This window comes from Streptomyces bluensis (genome assembly GCF_014650715.1).
Lineage (GTDB): Bacteria > Actinomycetota > Actinomycetes > Streptomycetales > Streptomycetaceae > Streptomyces > Streptomyces bluensis.
This window is the reverse complement of the sequence record NZ_BMVM01000005.1, coordinates 13,095-30,282: the sequence shown is the minus strand read 5'-3', so window position 1 is coordinate 30,282 and position 17,188 is coordinate 13,095. Positions and strand designations below refer to the sequence as shown.

Sequence of the window (17,188 nt, the reverse complement as noted above, 5' to 3'; positions counted from 1 at the left end):
CCAGAAGGACCCACACGCCATGCACGCCATATCCGCCAAGTCCGCCCTGCCCGAGCAGCAGCTGCCCGTCTGGGCCGACCCGTCCGTCTCCCCCGCCGACCTCGACGCGCAGGGCGTCTCCCGCCGGGGGCTCCTGCGCCGCGCGGGCCTGTTCGGCGCCGCCTTCGCCCTCGGCTCCGCGGCCGTACCCGCGGCCGCCGCGGGGCAGCGCCTCGGGGGCGACGACCCCCGCCTGGCCTACCTCGTCGGCGACCACCACATCCACACCGTCTACAGCCACGACGCGAAGTACACGTTCTCCCAACTGGCCGCCGCGGGCGCCAGGTACGGCCTGGACTGGATGGTGTTCACCGAGCACTCCAACGTCGGGCACGCCCGGTACGGGGCCGCGCTGGAGCACCAGGAGATCCTCAGGGCACGGGCGGAGAACCCGCGTCAGCTGATCTTCCAGGGTCTGGAGTGGTACATCCCGGCCGCCGAGCACTGCACGGTCTTCTCGGCGCCCGGCCCGCACGAGGTCGACCTGCTCACACGGTTCGAGAACGCGTACGACGGCAAGCTGCTGGGCTACGACAAGGGCGGCCCCGCCGACGCCGACACCGCGCGCAACGAGGCGCACGCCGTGAAGGCCCTCCAGTGGCTGGCCGAGCAGCGCCGCACGGGCTACGTCGACGACGTTCTGGTCCTCGCCAACCACCCCCTGCGGCTGGGCATCGACTCCCCGCACGAGATGCGCAACTGGCGGGACGCGGCCCCCGGCATCATGATCGGCATGGAGGGCGCGCCCGGCGCCCAGGGCGCGGCGATCCCCGGCTGGCGCGGCTCGACATCGATGCGCGGTGAGTACGAGAACAAGCCGTCCGCGCAGTCCTGGCCCGGCTACCCGGCGGAGGCGTACCTGACGTACGGCGGCTTCGACTGGGCGACCGCGACCGTGGGCGGCCTCTGGGACTCCCTGCTCGCCGAGGGCAGGCTGTTCTCCGTCACCACCAACTCGGACGCCCACCGCATCGTGTTCGACACCTGGAAGAACGGTGACTGGCTCCCGGGTCAGAACTTCGACAACACCGGCAGGCTGCCCGACCCGGTGAGCACGGACAGCCCGCAGCCGGGCAGCGACTTCTGGCCCGGCCAGTTCAGCCGCACCCATGTGGGCGTCACCCGCTACGGCTACGGCGCGGTGATGGCGGGCCTGCGCGCGGGCCGGGTGTGGCTCGACCACGGCCATCTGCTCGACGGTCTCGACGTCCGGCTGAAGCGGGACGGCGACGCGGGCCGGGGCGTCACGCTCGGCGGGCGGCTGCGCGTGCGCAAGGGCGAGAGGATCACGCTGTACGTGACGGTGACGACCGCCTCACGCCCCAACTCCCAGGGGATCCTGCCGGAGTTGGCGCACGTGGATGTCATCAGGGGCGCGGTGCGCGGTCCGGTGGCCGACCGGGACACCTGGAAGGCCCCCGACACCAAGGTCGTACAGACGAAGGACGTCTCCGGCCGGAAAGGGACGTACACCCTCCGTATGCCGCTGACCGCCGGGGACGAGTCCTTCTACGTGCGCCTGCGCGGCAGCGACGGCAACCGCAACGGGACGGGGTATCTGGGCGCCGCCATCGACCCCCACGGGCCGATCCCGCACGAGCCGGGCAACGGCGACCCGTGGGCGGACACATGGTTCTACTCGAACCCGGTCTTCGTGGACGTGGTGGGCGCCTGAGGGCGCGCCCCGAGGGGGTGCGGGGTTCCTTGCTCAAGAATCCGTACTCAGGAATCCGTACTCAGGAATCCGTACTCAGGAATCCGTGCCGTAGCGCTGGCGCACCCGGGCCTTGAGGAGCTTTCCGGAGGCGGTGCGGGGCAGTGCCTCCGCCAGCACCACCGACTTGGGGATCTTGTACGGGGCGAGGCGCCCGGCGAGCGAGGCGAGCACGTCGTCGGGGTCCACCGTGGCGCCCTCACGGGGGACCACCACCGCCCGCGGCACCTCGCCCCACCTCTCGTCGGGCACACCGATGACGGCGCACTCGGCGACGTCGGGGTGGGCGAGGATGCGGTCCTCGATCTCGGCGGGGTAGATGTTCTCGCCCCCGGAGATGATCATGTCCTTGATGCGGTCGACGATGTGGACGTAACCGTCCTCGTCGATGCGGGCCGCGTCCCCGCTGCGGAACCAGCCGTCGGTGAAGGCGGCGGCCGTCTCCTCGGGGAGCCCCCAGTAGCCGGGCATGACGTGCGGGCCGCGGACGACGACCTCGCCGGTCTCGCCGAGGGCGGCGGGCGTCATGTCGGGCCGTACGACCCGTACGTCGCTGAAGAAGTGCGGAACACCGGCCGAGCCCGCCTTGCTGACGGCGTGTTCGGCGTCCAGGAAGAGCACACCGGGCGCGGCCTCGGTCATGCCGTAGCCCTGGAGGAAGGTGAGCCCGCGTTCCTGGTACCTCGCGATGAGCGCGCGGGGCACCGGTGCGCCGCCGCAGGTCAGGATGCGCAGGCTGGACAGCTCCGCGCGGGCCCAGCGCTCGTTGCGGGCCATCTGGTCGAACATCGTGGGCACCCCGAACATGAAGGTGATCCGGTGCTGTTCGATCAGGTCGAAGGTGCCCGCCGGGTCGAACGCCTCGACGAGGACGCAGGTACCGCCCTTGAGCAGCACGGGCAGGGTGAGCATGTTCAGCCCGGCCGTGTGGAACAGGGGGGCGGCGACCAGGGCGCGTTCGTCGGCGACCAGGTCGAGTTCGATCAGGACGTTGAACGCGTTCCAGGTCAGATTGCCGTGGGTGAGCATCGCGCCCTTGGGGCGGCCCGTCGTGCCCGAGGTGTACATGATGACGCAGGTGTCGTCGTGTGTGACGGGCTCGTCGATCGGCTCGTTCCCGGCCCCGGCGAGCAGCGCCTCGTACTCGGCGCCGACCTCGATGGTCGTCCGGACGCCCGTGTCGCGGAGTTCGCCGGGCAGGCCATCGACGAGCCCGGCGTGCGAGGGACCGTGAACGAGGGCCTTGGCGCCGGAGTCGGCGAGTTGGTGGGCGATCTCGGGGCCGGCGAGGCGGGTGTTGAGCGGGACGAAGACCGCACCGAGCGTCCCGGCCGCGAACATCGTCTCCAGGTACGAGGGGTGGTTGGGCCCCAGATAGGCGATCCGGTCACCCCGGCGGACCCCCGTGCCGCGCAGGGCGTGGGCGAGACGGGTGGTGCGCTCGTACAGGTCCGCGTACGTGAGCGTGGTGTCGCCGTGGATCAGGGCGGTGCGGTGCGGTGTCCTGCGGGCCCGGCGCGCCGGCCACGACCCGATTCCCTCATCGCGCATCTGTCTGCCTCTGTCCGTCCTTGCCGATGGGAGCGCACATGGGTGTCCCTTACGGTTGCGTCGGCCCGAGCAGGTACGCCTCCAGGGGGCCGGCCTCCGTTCGCGTACGCCGTCTTGAGCTCCTGCGGATGCGACCAGAGTGCCACCTTGTCGCCGCCGGTGCCGATGGCACACTGCTGCACACGTGTCCCCGAGACGCAGCTGAGCTGAGCCGACCGAGCCGAGAACCGGCCCGAGCAGGGAGCCGGTCCGAGCAGAGACGGAGCCGATGCCATGCCGATGACCGCTGACACCGTCCCGTCTCCGACACCTCCGCCGTACTCCCCCTCGCCGCCCTCCCTCTCGTCCGCGCGGTCCGCGCCTGGCCGGCTGCTCGCCGTGCTCGCCGCCTTCGACCACGAGCACCCCGCGCTCTGCCTCACCGACATCAGCCGCCGGTCCGGACTCACGCTCACCACGACCCACCGGCTGGTCGGCGCGCTCACCGAGTGGGGCGCTCTGGAGCGCGACGGCTCCGGTGTCTACCACGTGGGGCTACGGCTCTGGGAGGTCGCCGCCCTCGCCCCGCGCGGGCTGGCGCTGCGGCAGATCGCGCTGCCGTACCTGGAGGACCTGTACGAGGCGACCCACGAGAACGTGCAGCTGGCGGTGCGGGACGGCGGCGAGGTCGTCTACATCGAGTGGCTCTCCGGCCGCTCCGCGGTCGGCGTTCACATCCGTGTGGGCGCCCGCTGGCCGCTGCATGCCACGGGCGTCGGCCTCGCCCTGCTCGCGCACAGTGACCCGGCCTCGCAGGAGGAGTACTGCGCCGGGCCGTTGGCCGGGTTCACGCCGTACACCCTCACCGACGGAGCGCGCCTGCGACGCGTGCTGGCCGAGGTCCGGCGCACCGGCGCCGCCGTGAGCAGCCGTCAGGTCACGGACGACGCCCTCTCGGTGGCCGCCCCGGTCCGCGGCCGGGACGGCACGGTCGTCGCGGCCGTGTCGGTGGTGGTGCCCGAGGCCGGCGCGCAGGTCCCGGCGCTGATCCCGGCGGTTCGGCTGGCTGCGCGGGGCATCTCCCGGGCGCTGGGGTGGCAGCCGGGAACAGGAAGCTGATCCGGCCCACGCGGCGCCGCCCGCATCCGCCCGCTACGGGCCCTCGCGCCAGGCGCCTCGTCTCGCCCGGCGCCTACCGCGCGACGACCTGAGCCGCGTACGTCACCGGCGTCCCCGCGTGCGTGGCCGTGCCCCGGCAGGTCAGCCGTCCGCTTGGTGCGCCCGCGGAGGGCGTGACCGTCCAGCGGGCGGTGAGCCGGCCGCCCGCCGGGACGCGGTCCGCGGTCGCCGGGCCCAGTGCGCGCACCTGCCAGCGGCCGGGCGTCTGGAGGGCGAGCTGGGCGGCCGTCCACGGCCGGGCGGAGCCGTTGGCGAGCGTGGCGGTCACGAGGAACTCCGTGCCCTGCCGGGCCACTTCGACCGTGACACCGAAGGGCCTGCGCTCGTAGCCGTCGACCCACGACTCACGCATGAGGCGGACCAGCGCGTCGGCCTCGGCGGGCCGTGCCGTCGCGAGGTCGTCCTGCTCCGAGGGGTCCTTGGCGAGGTCGTACAGCTCGACCTGCCAGCGGTCGTCCGGCGCCCGCCGGTCCTGACCGGGCGCGAACCGCACCGCCTTGAAGTCGCCGCGGCGCACGGCCTCGGACAGGCGCCGTATCCGGCCGCCGTCGACGGCGTTGGCGCGCGGGGAGGTGCCGCTGTGGTTGCGGTAGAAGTACAGGTGATCGTGATAGGGGGCGTGGGCGGTGTTCCGGCCGCCGCTCAGCAGCGGCGCGAGCGAGAGGCCGTCGATGTCCGTGGGGACGGGCGCGCCCGCGAGGTCCGCCAGCGTCGGCAGGAGGTCGATCAGCGGGGTCGGCCGGTCGGTGGTCCCGGCCCGGACACGGCCCTTCGACCAGGCGATGAGCGGAACGCGGATGCCTCCCTCATAAAGATTGCGCTTGTAGCCGCGCAGCGGACCGTTGCCGTCGAAGAGGTCGGGATCGGTGCCGCCCTCCTCGTGCGGGCCGTTGTCGCTGGTGACGAGGACGAGCGTGCGCTCGGCCAGACCGTGCTCGGTGAGCCGGTCGACGACGCTGCCCACAAGGGTGTCGAAGGACGTGACCTGGGCGGCGTGCGCTTTGTCGGGGTGGCTCCAGGGGGCGTCCGCGTACCGGCCGAGGTCCGGGGCGCGGCTGGGGGCGTGGGGGACGGTCGGCGCGAGGTACAGCAGGAACGGCTCGTCCTTGTGCGTGTCGATGAAGTCGAGCGAGCGCTGCTGGATGAGATCGGGCGCGTACACCTCGCGGGCGCCGCCCCGATTCGCGGGGATCTCCTGCCGGGTGCCGTTGTCCCAGAGGTAGTCGGGGAAGTAGTCGTGGGCGTGGCCGTGCGTCAGATAGCCGTAGAACTCCTCGAAGCCGCGGGAGTTGGGGTGGCTCGGCTGGTCCGGTGCCTCGGGGCCGAAGCCCCACTTGCCGATGAGGCCGGTGCGGTAGCCGCAGGCCCGCAGTGCCTCCGCGAAGGTGAAGTCGTCCTCGGTGAGGCCGGCCTGGCCCCCGGCGCCCCACGGGTTCTCGCGCACGGTCGCGTGGCCGCTGTGCAGTCCGGTGAGCAGGGAGCAGCGTGAGGGTGCGCAGACGGGGGCGGCGGCGTACGCGTCGGTGAACCGCAGCCCCTCGGCGGCGAGGGCGTCGAGACGGGGTGTGTCGATCAGCTTCTGCCCGTAACTGCCGAGCTCGCCCCAGCCGAGGTCGTCCGCGAGGACCACCACGAAGTTGAGCCGCTGCCCCTTGGGCCGGGCGGCGGGCACGACCGAGGGGGACGGTGCGCCGGCCGGCGGCGCCGCGTCTCCGCCCCCGGCCTCCTTGCCGGCGGAACACCCGGCCGCCGCTCCGGCCACGCCGAGGGCGGCGGACCCGGCGAGAAAACGGCGGCGGCTGGGCATGCGGAACTCCTGTCGGCGTGCGGTTGCGGGTCGTAAACCGATGATCAAGGGGACTCTCCGTGCAGGACCATGCACGGGGCATGAACACCTTGTTGCAGGTCACCGGGTGCCGCCCGCAACCTCGGGGGGAGTTTCGGGCGGCACCCGACCCTAGAGAGGGGGAATCCCGGGTTCTGGTTCCCTGGACCAGGAGTGATCTTCGCACGAGATCGCCCGCACCCTGTCAGGACCCCCGTCCGGGGGCCACCGGCCCCGGCATGCCTCGTACGGCTCTTCCCGTACGGAGAGGTCTCCTTCAGGGTGTGAACTCGGCCCTCTCCCAAGGAACTTTCGCCGCTTCACCTCTTGACGATCGGAGTGACCGGGAGCACATTGGCCCCGCACCTCTCGTTGAGAGCGCTCTCAAGCACGGTCTTCCCCGGGGCGCTCGCCTCAGCACCTGCGCACCCCACTCCGTACGCAAAGAGGTACTCATGAGGACAACCCCCACAACCCCCACACCCTCCGCACCCCCCAGACGAGGCCGCCTGCGCCGCACGCTCCTCGCCCTCGCCGCCGCGCTGAGCCTGGCCGCGGCCGGCGCCTCGGCGGCGCAGGCGTCCGCGCCCACGCCGCCGGCCGGCTGGACCCAGGTCTTCGTCGACGACTTCGACGGCCCTGCGGGCACCGGAGTCAACACCTCGAACTGGCAGTACGCGACGGGTACTTCCTACCCGGGCGGTCCCGCCAACTGGGGCACCGGCGAGGTCGAGACGATGACGAACAGCACCAACAACGTCGCGCTCGACGGCAACGGCAACCTCCGCATCACCCCACGGCGCGACGCCGCCGGCAAGTGGACCTCGGGCCGCATCGAGACCAACCGCACGGACTTCCAGCCCCCCTCGGGCGGGAAGCTGCGCGTGGAGGGCCGTATCCAGATGCCGAACGTCACCGGCGTCGCGGCCGAGGGCTACTGGCCCGCGTTCTGGATGCTGGGCGCGCCCTTCCGCGGCAACTACCAGAACTGGCCGAGCATCGGTGAGCTCGACATCATGGAGAACGTCCAGGGCCTCAACCGCGTGTGGTCCACGATGCACTGCGGCACCAACCCGGGCGGCCCGTGCAACGAGAGCACCGGCATCGGCAACTCCACGGCCTGTCCCAACACCACGTGTCAGTCGGGCTTCCACACCTACAGCATGGAGTGGGACCGCTCGGTGAGCCCTGAGGCGATCCGCTTCTACGTCGACGGCAGCAACTACCACACGGTGACGGCCAACCAGGTCGACGCGACGACCTGGGCCAACGCCACCAACCACGGCTTCTTCATCATCCTGAACGTGGCGATGGGCGGCGGCTTCCCCGACGCGTTCGGCGGCGGCCTGGACGGCGACACCCAACCCGGCCACCCCATGGTCGTCGACTACGTCCAGGTGCTGTCGGCCGGCGGGGGCAGCACCCCGCCTCCGACCGGCAACCGTGACGCTTACAGCGCCATCCAGGCCGAGTCGTACGACAGCCAGAGCGGCGTGAGCACCGAGTCCACCTCCGACTCGGGCGGCGGCCAGAACATCGGCGGCCTCGCGGGCGGCGACTGGGCCCTGTACCGCGGCGTCACCTTCGGCTCCATGACGGCCACCCAGTTCAGCGCCCGCGTCGCCAGCGGTGCCGCCTCGGGCGTCAGCGGCCTCGTCGAGGTCCGCCTGGACAGCCGCACGAACCCACCCGTCGGCAGCTTCGCCATCGGCAACACGGGCGGCTGGCAGTCCTGGCGCACGGTCCCGGCCAACATCAGCGGTGTCACCGGGACCCATGACGTCTACCTCACGTTCACCAGCGGCCAGTCCCAGGAGTTCGTGAACGTGAACTGGTTCAACTTCGGTCGCTGAGCGAGGAGGTGACCGATAGGCGGGAGGCGCCCGCACGGACCCGGCCGGGGTGGTCCCCGGCCGGGTCCGCACTCATGTCAGCCCGGCGCCCACAGCGGTTTCACACCGCGGGAGCAGACCGCCGTACAACCCATCGTTGTCGGGTGCTAGCGTCCCCCGGGTGAATCTGGAGTCCGTGCGCGCCTTCGTCGCCGTGGCGGAAGAGGGACAGTTCCGGCATGCGGCCACCCGTCTCGGGGTGACGCAGCAGGCGGTGTCCAAACGCGTCGCGGCACTTGAGTCGCACCTTGGTGTCGCGTTGTTCCGGCGTGTGCCCACGGGTGCCGTCCTCACCGGGCAGGGAGAGTCCTTCCTCCCGCACGCGCGAGCCGTCCTGATGGCGGTGCGGCAGGCGGTCGCATCGGTACGGATCGCCGGGGACCCCCTCAGGGTCGACGTACTGCGCAGTCACCTCGCGTCGGCCGAGATGCTGCGTGACTTCCATCGCGCGCATCCGGACATTGCGCTGGAGTCGGTGACGCTCGCCAAGGCCGACGCGGCCGTCCGCGCGCTCCTGGACGGCGAGATCGACGTGGCGTTCGCGTACCTGCGGAGCCCCGTCGAGGAACGCGATCCGCTGCTCACCAGCACTCCCGTGTACTTCGAGGGGCTGGAGGTCGTCGTCGGTGCGGGGCACCCGCTCGCGGGGGCCGAGCGGCTCCGTCCCGGGGATCTGGGCTCCTTCACCGCCTGGATGCCCGGAATCGTCGGCGGCAGTGAGTGGGGGAGTTCTACCGCGAGTTCGGCGAGGCGTTCTCCCTGGTCATCGACTCAAGTGGCCCGAACTTCGGTCCGGAGGCACTACTGGAGACGATCGCCGCATCGAGCTCGCTGATCACCTTCGTGGGACAGAAGACCCGGCTCACCTGGCCGGAGGGCGAGACGCTGTACCGCATCCCGCTCGTCGAGCCCACGCCGACGTACCCGTGGTCCCTGGTCTGGCACTCGCACAACCGGCCCCCCGGGCTGCGGGACCTGGTGTCGTACGTGCGGGCGGGCTTCCGGCCGCCCGGCAGGGCGAGCGTCTGGCTACCGGGAGGGGCGGACGTTCCGGCTCCTCAAGCGTTGTGATCTTCCAGTTCTTCCGGGCCCACGGCCCGGCCACACCCCCTCACCGCAGCTCCGCCCGGAACCTCACCGGATTCATCCCCGCGTGCAGATGGAAGAACTTGGAGAAGTTGGCCGCGTCGGGGAACCCGACCGCGGCGCCGACGCGGCCGATCGGCATGTCCGTGTGCGCCAGTAGACGCTTGGCCTCCAGGACCACCCGCTTGTCGATGAAGCCCTTGGGCGTCTCCCCCGTGGCGGCGCGGACGGCGCGCACCAGCGTACGGCGGGAGTAGCCGAGTGCGTCGGCGTACGCGCTGACGCTGTGGTTGGCCGCGAAGCCCCTCTCGACGGCCTCCCGGAACCGGGCGAAGGTGGTGTCGGCCCGTCGGCGCTCGGCTTCCGCCGTACCGGCCGCGAGGTGGGACAGGCGGATCAGGAACGCGGTGAGGGAGTGCCGCAGCACGGCGGTGTGCAGGCTGAGCGGGAGGGTCTCGGTGTCGGTGTACTCGCGTTCCAGCTGGTCGAGGGAGTGTCGTAGAGCGGCGAGCTGGGCCGCGTCCGGGCGCAGCAGCGGTGGGAGGTCGTAGCGGTAGAGGCCGGTCGCCTCGACGGTGGCACGTGGGAGGAACCCGGGCTGCATGGTCAGGACGGTCCCGCGGTACCCGGCCGTACGGCAGAAGCGGTGGACCTGGCCGGGACGGATCCACAGCAGGTCGCCGCCGGAGGCCTCGTACTCGGCGAAGTCGATCATGTGGGTCACGGGGCCGCCGCCGAACAGCATCACCACATGGAAGTCGATGCGATGCACACGCTCCAGCGGCACGTCCGGGTGCCAGGTGCGGTCCGGGTCCATGCGGCCGACCTGCATACCGACGCCGGAGAGGCTGAGGTCGACGGGAAAGGGGAACGTCTTGATCCCATCACCGTCTCGGGAGGTTCCCCCTGCCGAGGTTCCTTCTGCGTCTGGGAAGGTTGGGGTTCTGTCGGTCATGTCCCTCTCGCGGCGACTCGGCGCTGCGGTCCGCCCTGCGCTCTGCCCCGCAGTGTGCCCTGTGGTCGTTGTCCCACTTTCACCGAAGGCTGACACGGGCGCACCTTCCCCAGCAAAAGTCAGACTTTTAGATTTGAAGGCGAACCGGCAATGGCATTCCATTCCGTGAGGACTCCTTGAAGATGAGTGCGCAGACATCCGAACGCTTCGTGGACGCTGTCGAGATCCGTGGGGCCAACCCCCTGCGCGACCCCCGCGACCGCCGGCTCCCCCGTGTCGCGGGCCCCTCGGGCCTGGTCATCTTCGGGGTGACCGGTGACCTGTCCCGCAAGAAACTGATGCCGGCCGTGTACGACCTGGCCAACCGCGGTCTGCTGCCGCCGGGCTTCTCGCTCGTCGGGTTCGCGCGCCGCGACTGGGAGGACCAGGACTTCGCGCAGGTGGTGCACGACGCGGTGCGCGAGCACGCCCGTACGCCCTTCCGTGAGGAGGTCTGGACGCAGCTCGCCGAGGGCATGCGGTTCGTGCCGGGCGACTTCGACGACGACGGCGCGTTCGAGCAACTGCGCAGTGCTGTCGAGGAGTTGGACGCCTACCGCGGCACCAGTGGCAACTTCGCCTTCTATCTCTCCGTGCCGCCGAAGTTCTTCCCGAAGGTCGTCCGGCAACTGAAGAAGCACGGCCTGGCGGACGCGCCGGAGGGCTCCTGGCGGCGTGCGGTCATCGAGAAGCCGTTCGGTCACGACCTGGCCAGTGCCCGCGAGCTGAACGCGGTCGTGCACGAGGTGTTCGACCCGGAGCAGGTGTTCCGTATCGACCACTACCTGGGCAAGGAGACCGTCCAGAACATCCTGGCGCTGCGCTTCGCCAACCAGATGTACGAGCCGGTCTGGAACCGGTCGTTCGTCGACCACGTCCAGATCACGATGGCGGAGGACATCGGCATCGGCGGCCGCGCCGGCTACTACGACGGCATCGGCTCGGCCCGTGACGTCATCCAGAACCACCTGCTCCAGCTCCTTGCGCTGACCGCCATGGAGGAGCCCATCGCCTTCGACGCCGAGTCGCTGCTCACCGAGAAGCTCAAGGTCCTCAGGTCCGTACGGCTGCCGGAGGACCTCGGGGCGCACACCGTGCGCGGTCAGTACGCGCCCGGCTGGCAGGGCGGCGAGCTGGTGCCCGGGTATCTCCAGGAGGAGGGCATAGCCCCGACGTCGCGGACCGACACGTACGCGGCGATCAAGCTGGAGGTCGACAACCGCCGCTGGGCGGGCGTCCCCTTCTATCTGCGGACGGGCAAGCGCCTGGGCCGCCGGGTGACGGAGATCGCGGTCGTGTTCCAGCGTGCCCCGCACTCCCCCTTCGACACCACCGCCACCGAGGAACTCGGCGAGAACGCGGTGGTCATCCGCGTCCAGCCCGACGAGGGCATGACGGTGCGCTTCGGGTCGAAGGTGCCGGGTACCTCGATGGAGATCCGGGACGTGTCGATGGACTTCGCGTACGGCGAGTCGTTCACGGAGTCCAGCCCGGAGGCGTACGAACGTCTGATCCTGGACGTACTGCTCGGCGACGCCAACCTGTTCCCCCGCCATCAGGAGGTGGAGGAGTCCTGGCGGATCCTCGATCCGATCGAGGAGCACTGGGAGCGGCACGGCGGGCCCGCGCAGTACCGCTCGGGCACCTGGGGTCCCGAGGAAGCCGACGAGATGCTCATACGAGACGGACGGAGCTGGCGCAGGCCATGAAGATCGACCTCACCGACACCACGGCAAGCAAGATCAACAAGGCGCTCGTGCAGGGACGCCGGGCCATCGGCACCCCCGCCGTGGGCATGGTCCTGACGATGGTCATCGTGACCGACGAGGAGAACGCCTACGACTCGCTCAAGGCCGCCGAGGAGGCCTCGCACGAGCATCCCTCGCGCACTCTGGTCGTCATCAAGCGGCATGCCCGCACCCCTCGCGACCGCACCAGGTCCCACCTGGACGCCGAGGTCCGCGTGGGTGCGGACGCGGGCACCGGGGAGACGGTCGTGCTGCGGCTGTACGGCGACGTGGCCGACCACGCCGACTCCGTGGTCCTGCCGCTGCTGCTGCCGGACGCGCCGGTCGTCGTCTGGTGGCCCGTGAACGCGCCCGAGGTGCCCTCGAAGGACCCGCTCGGCGCCCTGGCCCAGCGCCGGATCACCGATCTGTACGCCGTCGAGAACCCCATGGCCGTACTGGAGCAGCGAGTCGTCTCGTACGCGCCGGGCGACACCGACCTGGCCTGGACCCGGCTCACCCCGTGGCGCTCGATGCTGGCCGCCGCCCTCGACCAGGCCCACACGGAGATCACGTCCGCCGCCGTCGAGAGCGAGGCCGAGAACCCGAGCGCCGAGCTGCTGGCGCGCTGGCTCCAGGTGCGGCTGAGGGCGCCCGTCGAGCGGGTGGTCACCGCCGGACCGGTGGTGACCGGGGTCCGTCTCGGTACCGAGAAGGGCGAGATCGTCATCGACCGCCCCGAGGGCCCGCTGGCCACGCTCGCCCTGCCGGGCCAGCCCGCGCGCACCCTCGCCCTGAAGGTGCGCCCCATGTCCGAGCTGATCGCCGAGGAGCTGCGCCGGCTCGACGCGGACGAGATGTACGCCGTCGCCCTGCGGGGCGAGCGCACCAGGGAGACCGCCCCCCATGTCTGAGGTCCCCATGTCCGAGGTCCCCATGCCCTCGTGACGGTCTACCGCAGTCTTCGGAACGTTCAAGGAGAAGTGAACTGACATGGCAGCGATGCAGCTGGGTCTCATCGGCCTCGGCAAGATGGGCGGCAACATGCGCGAGCGGATCCGCCGCGCGGGCCACACCGTCGTCGGCTACGACCGCAATCCCGAAGTCTCCGATGTGAGCAGCCTGCACGAACTCGTGGAGAGGCTGGACGGTCCGCGGGTGGTGTGGGTGATGGTGCCCGCGGGCGGTCCCACACAGTCGGTCGTCGACGAGCTGGCCGGCCTGCTGTCCCCCGGTGACACGGTCGTCGACGGCGGCAACTCGCGCTGGACGGACGACGAGAAGCACGCGGAGCAGCTGGCCGCGCACGGCATCGGTTTCGTGGACGCGGGTGTGTCCGGCGGCGTCTGGGGCCTGGAGAACGGCTACGCGCTGATGGTCGGCGGTGAGAAGGAGCATGTGGAGCGGCTCCAGCCGATCTTCGAGGCGCTCAAGCCGGAGGGGCCGTACGGGTACGTCCACGCCGGCAAGGTGGGCGCCGGGCACTTCGCGAAGATGGTCCACAACGGGATCGAGTACGCGATGATGCAGGCGTACGCGGAGGGATGGGAGCTGCTGGAGAAGGTGGACTCCGTGACGTCCGTGCGCGAGGTGTTCCGCTCCTGGCAGGAGGGGACGGTCATTCGCTCCTGGCTCCTCGACCTCGCGGTCAACGCGCTCGACGAGGACGAGCACCTGGAGAAGTTGCGCGGCTATGCGGAGGACTCGGGTGAGGGGCGCTGGACGGTGGAGGCCGCGATCGACAACGCGGTGCCGCTGCCGGCGATCACCGCGTCCCTGTTCGCCCGCTTCGCCTCCCGGCAGGACGACTCCCCCCAGATGAAGCTGATCGCGGCGCTCCGCAACCAGTTCGGCGGCCACGCGGTCGAGTCGTCCCCGTAGTTTCCCCGCCCACCAGGACAGGGCGCGGAAACGGAACACCTAGGTCCTGTCGTCAAACTCCCGCCCGCGGTACGTCGCAGTCGACGAGGTAGGGGCCGGGCTCGGCGAGGGCCCGGTTCAGCAGGGCGGTGAACTCCTCCGCGGTGGTGGCCTGTTCGGCGGGGACGCCCAGGGAGCGGGCGAGACCGACGAAGTCCAGGTCGGGCCGGGACAGTTCGAGGAGGTCGGCGGCCCGTTCCCCGTGGGGGTCGGCGCCGGTGGACATCAGCTCCAGGCCGAGGGCGGAGTAGGAGCGGTTGTCGAAGACGACGACGGTGACGTCGAGTTCCTCGCGGGCCATCGTCCACAGTGCTTGGGGGGTGTGCATCGCGCTGCCGTCCGCTTCCAGGGCGAGCACGGGCCGGTCGGGGGCGGCCAGCGCGGCGCCCACCGCCGCGGGCAGTCCCTGGCCGATGGCGCCGCCGGTCAGGGTCAGCCAGTCGTGCGGCGGAGCGCCCGCGGTGGCGTCCGGCAGCCACAGTCCCGCGGTGTTCGACTCGTCGACGACGATCGCTCCCTCGGGCAGCAGCGCGCCGATCGCCGCGGCGGCCGACTCGGCGGTGAGCTCACCGGTGGGGCGTCCGGGACGACGGGGGGACTTCTGCGGAACGGGACGCGGGGGATCGAAGGCACCCGCCAGTGCTTCCAGCGCCGCCGTCACGTCCTCCCTCCCCTCGGCCAGCGACCGCACCTCGCAGCCGTCCGGTATGAGGCGGCCGGCCGGTACCTGGCGGCCGTGCTGATCCGGATACGCGGCGAAGGCCGCCGGTGTCGTGGCGCCCGCCAGCAACAGGTGCCGTACGTCGGCGAGTTGGACGAAGGCGTCGGCGGTTCCGCAGGCGAGCCGCTCGACCGGGGGAAGTCCGGCGCCGCGCTCCAGCCGGGCCGGGAAGGGTTCGCAGAGCAGCCGGGCGCCCGTCGCCGCGGCGACACGGGCGGCGGCGTGCAGTCCGGGGCCGTGGGTGGCGGCGCCGCCGAGGAGGAGGACGGCCGGTTCCCCGGACCGCAGCACCTCGGCGGCCGCCGCCACGGCCGCCGAGGACACGGCACCCGTCCGGGACCTGGGGCCTTCCTGAAGGAACTCCGCAACCTCGCCCCGGCCCGTCCCGGAGCTCTTGTCCGCCTCCGACGAGGACACGTCCGCGGGCACGACCAGGGTCGCCACCGCGCCGGGAGGTCCGTACGCCGCCGCGACCGCCTCCGCGACGTCCCCCGCCAGTTCGGTGACCTGATACGTGCGCCGGGTCCAGCCGGACACCGTGCGGGCCAGAGAGGTGATGTCGGACTCCAGGGGCGCGTCGAGGCGGTGGTGCCGCGGCGCGTGGTCGCCGACGATGTTCACGACGGGGGTGCCGGCGCGCCGGGCGTTGTGGAGGTGGACCAGTCCGTTCGCCAGGCCCGCGCCCCGATGCAGAAGCGTGCAGGCCGGTTTCTCCGCGATGCGCGCGTAGCCGTCGGCGGCGCCCGTGGCGACCCCCTCGACGAGGCACAGGACGGGCCGCATCCGGGGCACGTCGTCCAGGGCGGCCACGATGTGCGCCGCGGAGGTGCCGGGATGGGCGAAACACACCTCGACGCCCGCGTCCACGAGGCCTTCGATGAGGATCTGCGCTCCGTTCGGCATGGCGGTCCGCCTCCGCGTCGGGTGCGTTCGACTGAGGGTGCAGGGTGGGTGTGGGTGGCGTGGGTGAATGGTGTGTGTGGTGCGGGTGCGCGGGGTGCCAGTCTCATGGCGTTCCGGGCGCGGTGTCAGCCGGGATTTCGGACAGCCACGGCGAGTTGACAGCCCGGAGGGGTCACGTCAGAGTCCCGGCGTGAGCGAGATCAACGATCTGACGCCGGCCGAGGCGCGGGTGTGGCGGGCGTTCCCCCGGGGCGAGGCCGTGGACTTCCGTACAGTCGAGGACGAGGACGCCGTGCCCGGCGGTGACGGGGGGCCGGAGCGGACCGTACGGGCGAGCGTGCTGCGGGCGCTGCTGCTGAAGGCTCCGCGGCAGGAGGGGGAGGTCGCCGCGCTCAAGGTCGCCGGTGCCCGGATCACCGGCGTCCTGGACCTGCGGTACGCGACGGTCGACAGCGTCGTACGCCTGAGCCAGTGCCGCTTCGACGACGCTCCCGATCTCTCCGGCGCCCACCTGAGTTACCTCAACCTGACCGGCTCCGTGCTTCCCGGCCTGGCCTCGGCGCGTGCCAGAGTGGACGGCAGCCTGCGGCTGACAGGCTGCCGGGTGCGCGGCCCGGTGCGCCTCGGCGGGGCGCACATCTCGGGGACGCTGTTCCTGGAGGGGGCGGAGCTCACCGCCTCGGACGGACCGCAGCCCGTCCTGCAACTCAAGCAGGCGACCATCGAGGACGAGATATGCGCGCCCGGGCTGCGCACGCACGGCGAGATACGGCTCGACGGTGCCGCCGTCTCCGGATCGGTCGACCTCAACGGGGCGCGGCTCCACCACCCGGGCCACGCCGTCCTCGACGCGCAGACCCTTGTCGTGGAGGGCAATGTCCTCATGCGGCGCCTGGAGGCGCACGGCTGGATCGGCCTGGGCGGCGCCCGTGTCGCGGGCCGCCTCGACCTGTCGCACATCCGTCTGTCGAACCCCGGCGACGCGGCGCTGCGGGCGAGCGGCTCCGTGTTCGGGGAACTCTGGCTGCGGGGCAGCGCGTCGCTGGACGGCAGACTCAATCTGCGCCGCACCCAGATCGACGTCCTGTTCCTGGAACCGGAGGCGGTGCCGGACGTGGTCCTCCTCAACAACCTCGGCTACACCACGCTCATCCCCCATGAGCCCGCCGAGCGCCGCCTGCCGATGCTGGAACGGGACCGCGAGGGCTATGTCCCGCACGCCTACGAGCAGTTGACCGCCGCCTACCGCCGCATCGGCGACGACCAAGCGGCCCGCCTCGTGCAACTCGCCAAGCAGCGCCGCCACCGCTCCACGCTCGCCTGGTACGGCCGCCTGTGGGGCCACGTCCAGGACGCGACCGTCGGCTACGGCTTCCGCCCGCTGCGGGCCTGCGTCTGGCTGCTGTCGCTGCTCGCCGTCGGCTCGGCCGCGTACGGGCTGCACCACCCGCCCCCGCTGAAGCCGTCCGAGGCCCCGCAGTTCGACCCGGTGTTCTACACGCTCGACCTGCTGCTGCCGGTGATCTCCTTCGGCCAGGAGGGCGCGTTCGCCCCGCAGGGCTGGTATCAGACGCTGTCCTACGTCCTGATCATCACGGGCTGGATTCTGGCCACGACGGTCCTCGCCGGTGTGACCAGGTCCGTCAGCCGTAGTTGAG

The 17,188-nt window shown here is 71.5% G+C and carries 13 protein-coding genes; 9 read left to right on the top strand and 4 right to left on the bottom strand.

Annotation, left to right across the window (positions count from 1 at the left end; all coding sequences use genetic code 11):
* The first annotated feature begins 46 nt into the window (after positions 1-46).
* The gene (locus IE262_RS15150; RefSeq protein WP_134039822.1) at positions 47-1,714 is read left to right on the top strand and encodes a PHP domain-containing protein; all 1,668 of its coding nucleotides are present in this window, start codon (positions 47-49) and stop codon (positions 1,712-1,714) included.
* Between the two features lie 75 nt (positions 1,715-1,789).
* Here the strand turns inward: IE262_RS15150 and IE262_RS15145 are convergent, their stop codons facing one another.
* The gene (locus IE262_RS15145) at positions 1,790-3,304 is read right to left on the bottom strand and encodes an acyl-CoA synthetase (RefSeq protein WP_189874127.1); all 1,515 of its coding nucleotides are present in this window, start codon (positions 3,302-3,304) and stop codon (positions 1,790-1,792) included.
* A 273-nt stretch (positions 3,305-3,577) separates the two neighbouring features.
* Here IE262_RS15145 and IE262_RS15140 point away from each other — a divergent pair, with 273 nt between their 5' ends.
* Entirely contained in the window at positions 3,578-4,402 is an 825-nt protein-coding gene (locus IE262_RS15140; RefSeq protein WP_189874125.1) for an IclR family transcriptional regulator, read from the top strand.
* 73 nt (positions 4,403-4,475) lie between these two features.
* Here IE262_RS15140 and IE262_RS15135 read toward each other — a convergent pair whose 3' ends face one another.
* Positions 4,476-6,269 (bottom strand): sulfatase-like hydrolase/transferase, encoded by a 1,794-nt coding sequence (locus IE262_RS15135; RefSeq protein ID WP_189874123.1) that lies wholly within the window; start codon positions 6,267-6,269, stop codon positions 4,476-4,478.
* A gap of 473 nt (positions 6,270-6,742) precedes the next feature.
* Here IE262_RS15135 and IE262_RS15130 point away from each other — a divergent pair, with 473 nt between their 5' ends.
* The 3 genes from IE262_RS15130 to IE262_RS39450 all read left to right on the top strand — a co-directional run bounded on the left by IE262_RS15130 (position 6,743) and on the right by IE262_RS39450 (position 9,250).
* The gene (locus IE262_RS15130) at positions 6,743-8,140 is read left to right on the top strand and encodes a glycoside hydrolase family 16 protein (protein ID WP_189874121.1); all 1,398 of its coding nucleotides are present in this window, start codon (positions 6,743-6,745) and stop codon (positions 8,138-8,140) included.
* Between the two features lie 160 nt (positions 8,141-8,300).
* Positions 8,301-9,014: a LysR family transcriptional regulator gene (locus IE262_RS15125; RefSeq protein WP_229877272.1), complete on the top strand. Its 714-nt coding sequence runs from the start codon at positions 8,301-8,303 to the stop codon at positions 9,012-9,014.
* An 8-nt stretch (positions 9,015-9,022) separates the two neighbouring features.
* Positions 9,023-9,250, top strand: coding sequence for a hypothetical protein (locus tag IE262_RS39450; protein WP_229877271.1), 228 nt, complete (start codon positions 9,023-9,025; stop codon positions 9,248-9,250).
* A gap of 40 nt (positions 9,251-9,290) precedes the next feature.
* On the opposite strand, the gene IE262_RS15120 is transcribed toward IE262_RS39450, so the two are convergent.
* Positions 9,291-10,220, bottom strand: a complete 930-nt coding sequence (locus tag IE262_RS15120) for a helix-turn-helix domain-containing protein (protein WP_189874119.1) — start codon at positions 10,218-10,220, stop codon at positions 9,291-9,293.
* A gap of 182 nt (positions 10,221-10,402) precedes the next feature.
* Between IE262_RS15120 and zwf the strand changes: the two genes are divergently transcribed.
* The 3 genes from zwf to gnd all read left to right on the top strand — a co-directional run bounded on the left by zwf (position 10,403) and on the right by gnd (position 13,867).
* The gene (gene zwf, locus IE262_RS15115; RefSeq protein WP_189874117.1) at positions 10,403-11,968 is read left to right on the top strand and encodes a glucose-6-phosphate dehydrogenase; all 1,566 of its coding nucleotides are present in this window, start codon (positions 10,403-10,405) and stop codon (positions 11,966-11,968) included.
* Entirely contained in the window at positions 11,965-12,900 is a 936-nt protein-coding gene (gene opcA / locus IE262_RS15110; protein ID WP_134039750.1) for a glucose-6-phosphate dehydrogenase assembly protein OpcA, read from the top strand. The genes zwf and opcA overlap by 4 nt, the downstream gene beginning before the upstream one ends.
* Positions 12,901-12,988: 88 nt before the next feature.
* Positions 12,989-13,867 carry a phosphogluconate dehydrogenase (NAD(+)-dependent, decarboxylating) gene (gnd, locus tag IE262_RS15105; protein ID WP_189874549.1) on the top strand — a complete coding sequence of 293 codons (879 nt, stop codon included), beginning with the start codon at positions 12,989-12,991 and terminating at the stop codon, positions 13,865-13,867.
* Between the two features lie 52 nt (positions 13,868-13,919).
* Here gnd and IE262_RS15100 read toward each other — a convergent pair whose 3' ends face one another.
* Positions 13,920-15,530, bottom strand: coding sequence for an acetolactate synthase large subunit (locus tag IE262_RS15100; RefSeq protein WP_189874115.1), 1,611 nt, complete (start codon positions 15,528-15,530; stop codon positions 13,920-13,922).
* Between the two features lie 190 nt (positions 15,531-15,720).
* Between IE262_RS15100 and IE262_RS15095 the strand changes: the two genes are divergently transcribed.
* Positions 15,721-17,187, top strand: coding sequence for a translocation/assembly module TamB domain-containing protein (locus tag IE262_RS15095; protein WP_189874113.1), 1,467 nt, complete (start codon positions 15,721-15,723; stop codon positions 17,185-17,187).
* The last annotated feature ends 1 nt before the right edge of the window (position 17,188 follow it).

Coding starts and splice junctions, on each gene's coding strand:
- IE262_RS15145 (WP_189874127.1), bottom strand. CDS start 3,304: ATGCGCGATGAGGGAATCGGGTCGTGGCCGGCGCGCCGGGCCCGCAGG.
- IE262_RS15140 (WP_189874125.1), top strand. CDS start 3,578: ATGCCGATGACCGCTGACACCGTCCCGTCTCCGACACCTCCGCCGTAC.
- IE262_RS15135 (WP_189874123.1), bottom strand. CDS start 6,269: ATGCCCAGCCGCCGCCGTTTTCTCGCCGGGTCCGCCGCCCTCGGCGTG.
- IE262_RS15130 (WP_189874121.1), top strand. CDS start 6,743: ATGAGGACAACCCCCACAACCCCCACACCCTCCGCACCCCCCAGACGA.
- IE262_RS15120 (WP_189874119.1), bottom strand. CDS start 10,220: ATGACCGACAGAACCCCAACCTTCCCAGACGCAGAAGGAACCTCGGCA.
- zwf (WP_189874117.1), top strand. CDS start 10,403: ATGAGTGCGCAGACATCCGAACGCTTCGTGGACGCTGTCGAGATCCGT.
- opcA (WP_134039750.1), top strand. CDS start 11,965: ATGAAGATCGACCTCACCGACACCACGGCAAGCAAGATCAACAAGGCG.
- gnd (WP_189874549.1), top strand. CDS start 12,989: ATGCAGCTGGGTCTCATCGGCCTCGGCAAGATGGGCGGCAACATGCGC.
- IE262_RS15100 (WP_189874115.1), bottom strand. CDS start 15,530: ATGCCGAACGGAGCGCAGATCCTCATCGAAGGCCTCGTGGACGCGGGC.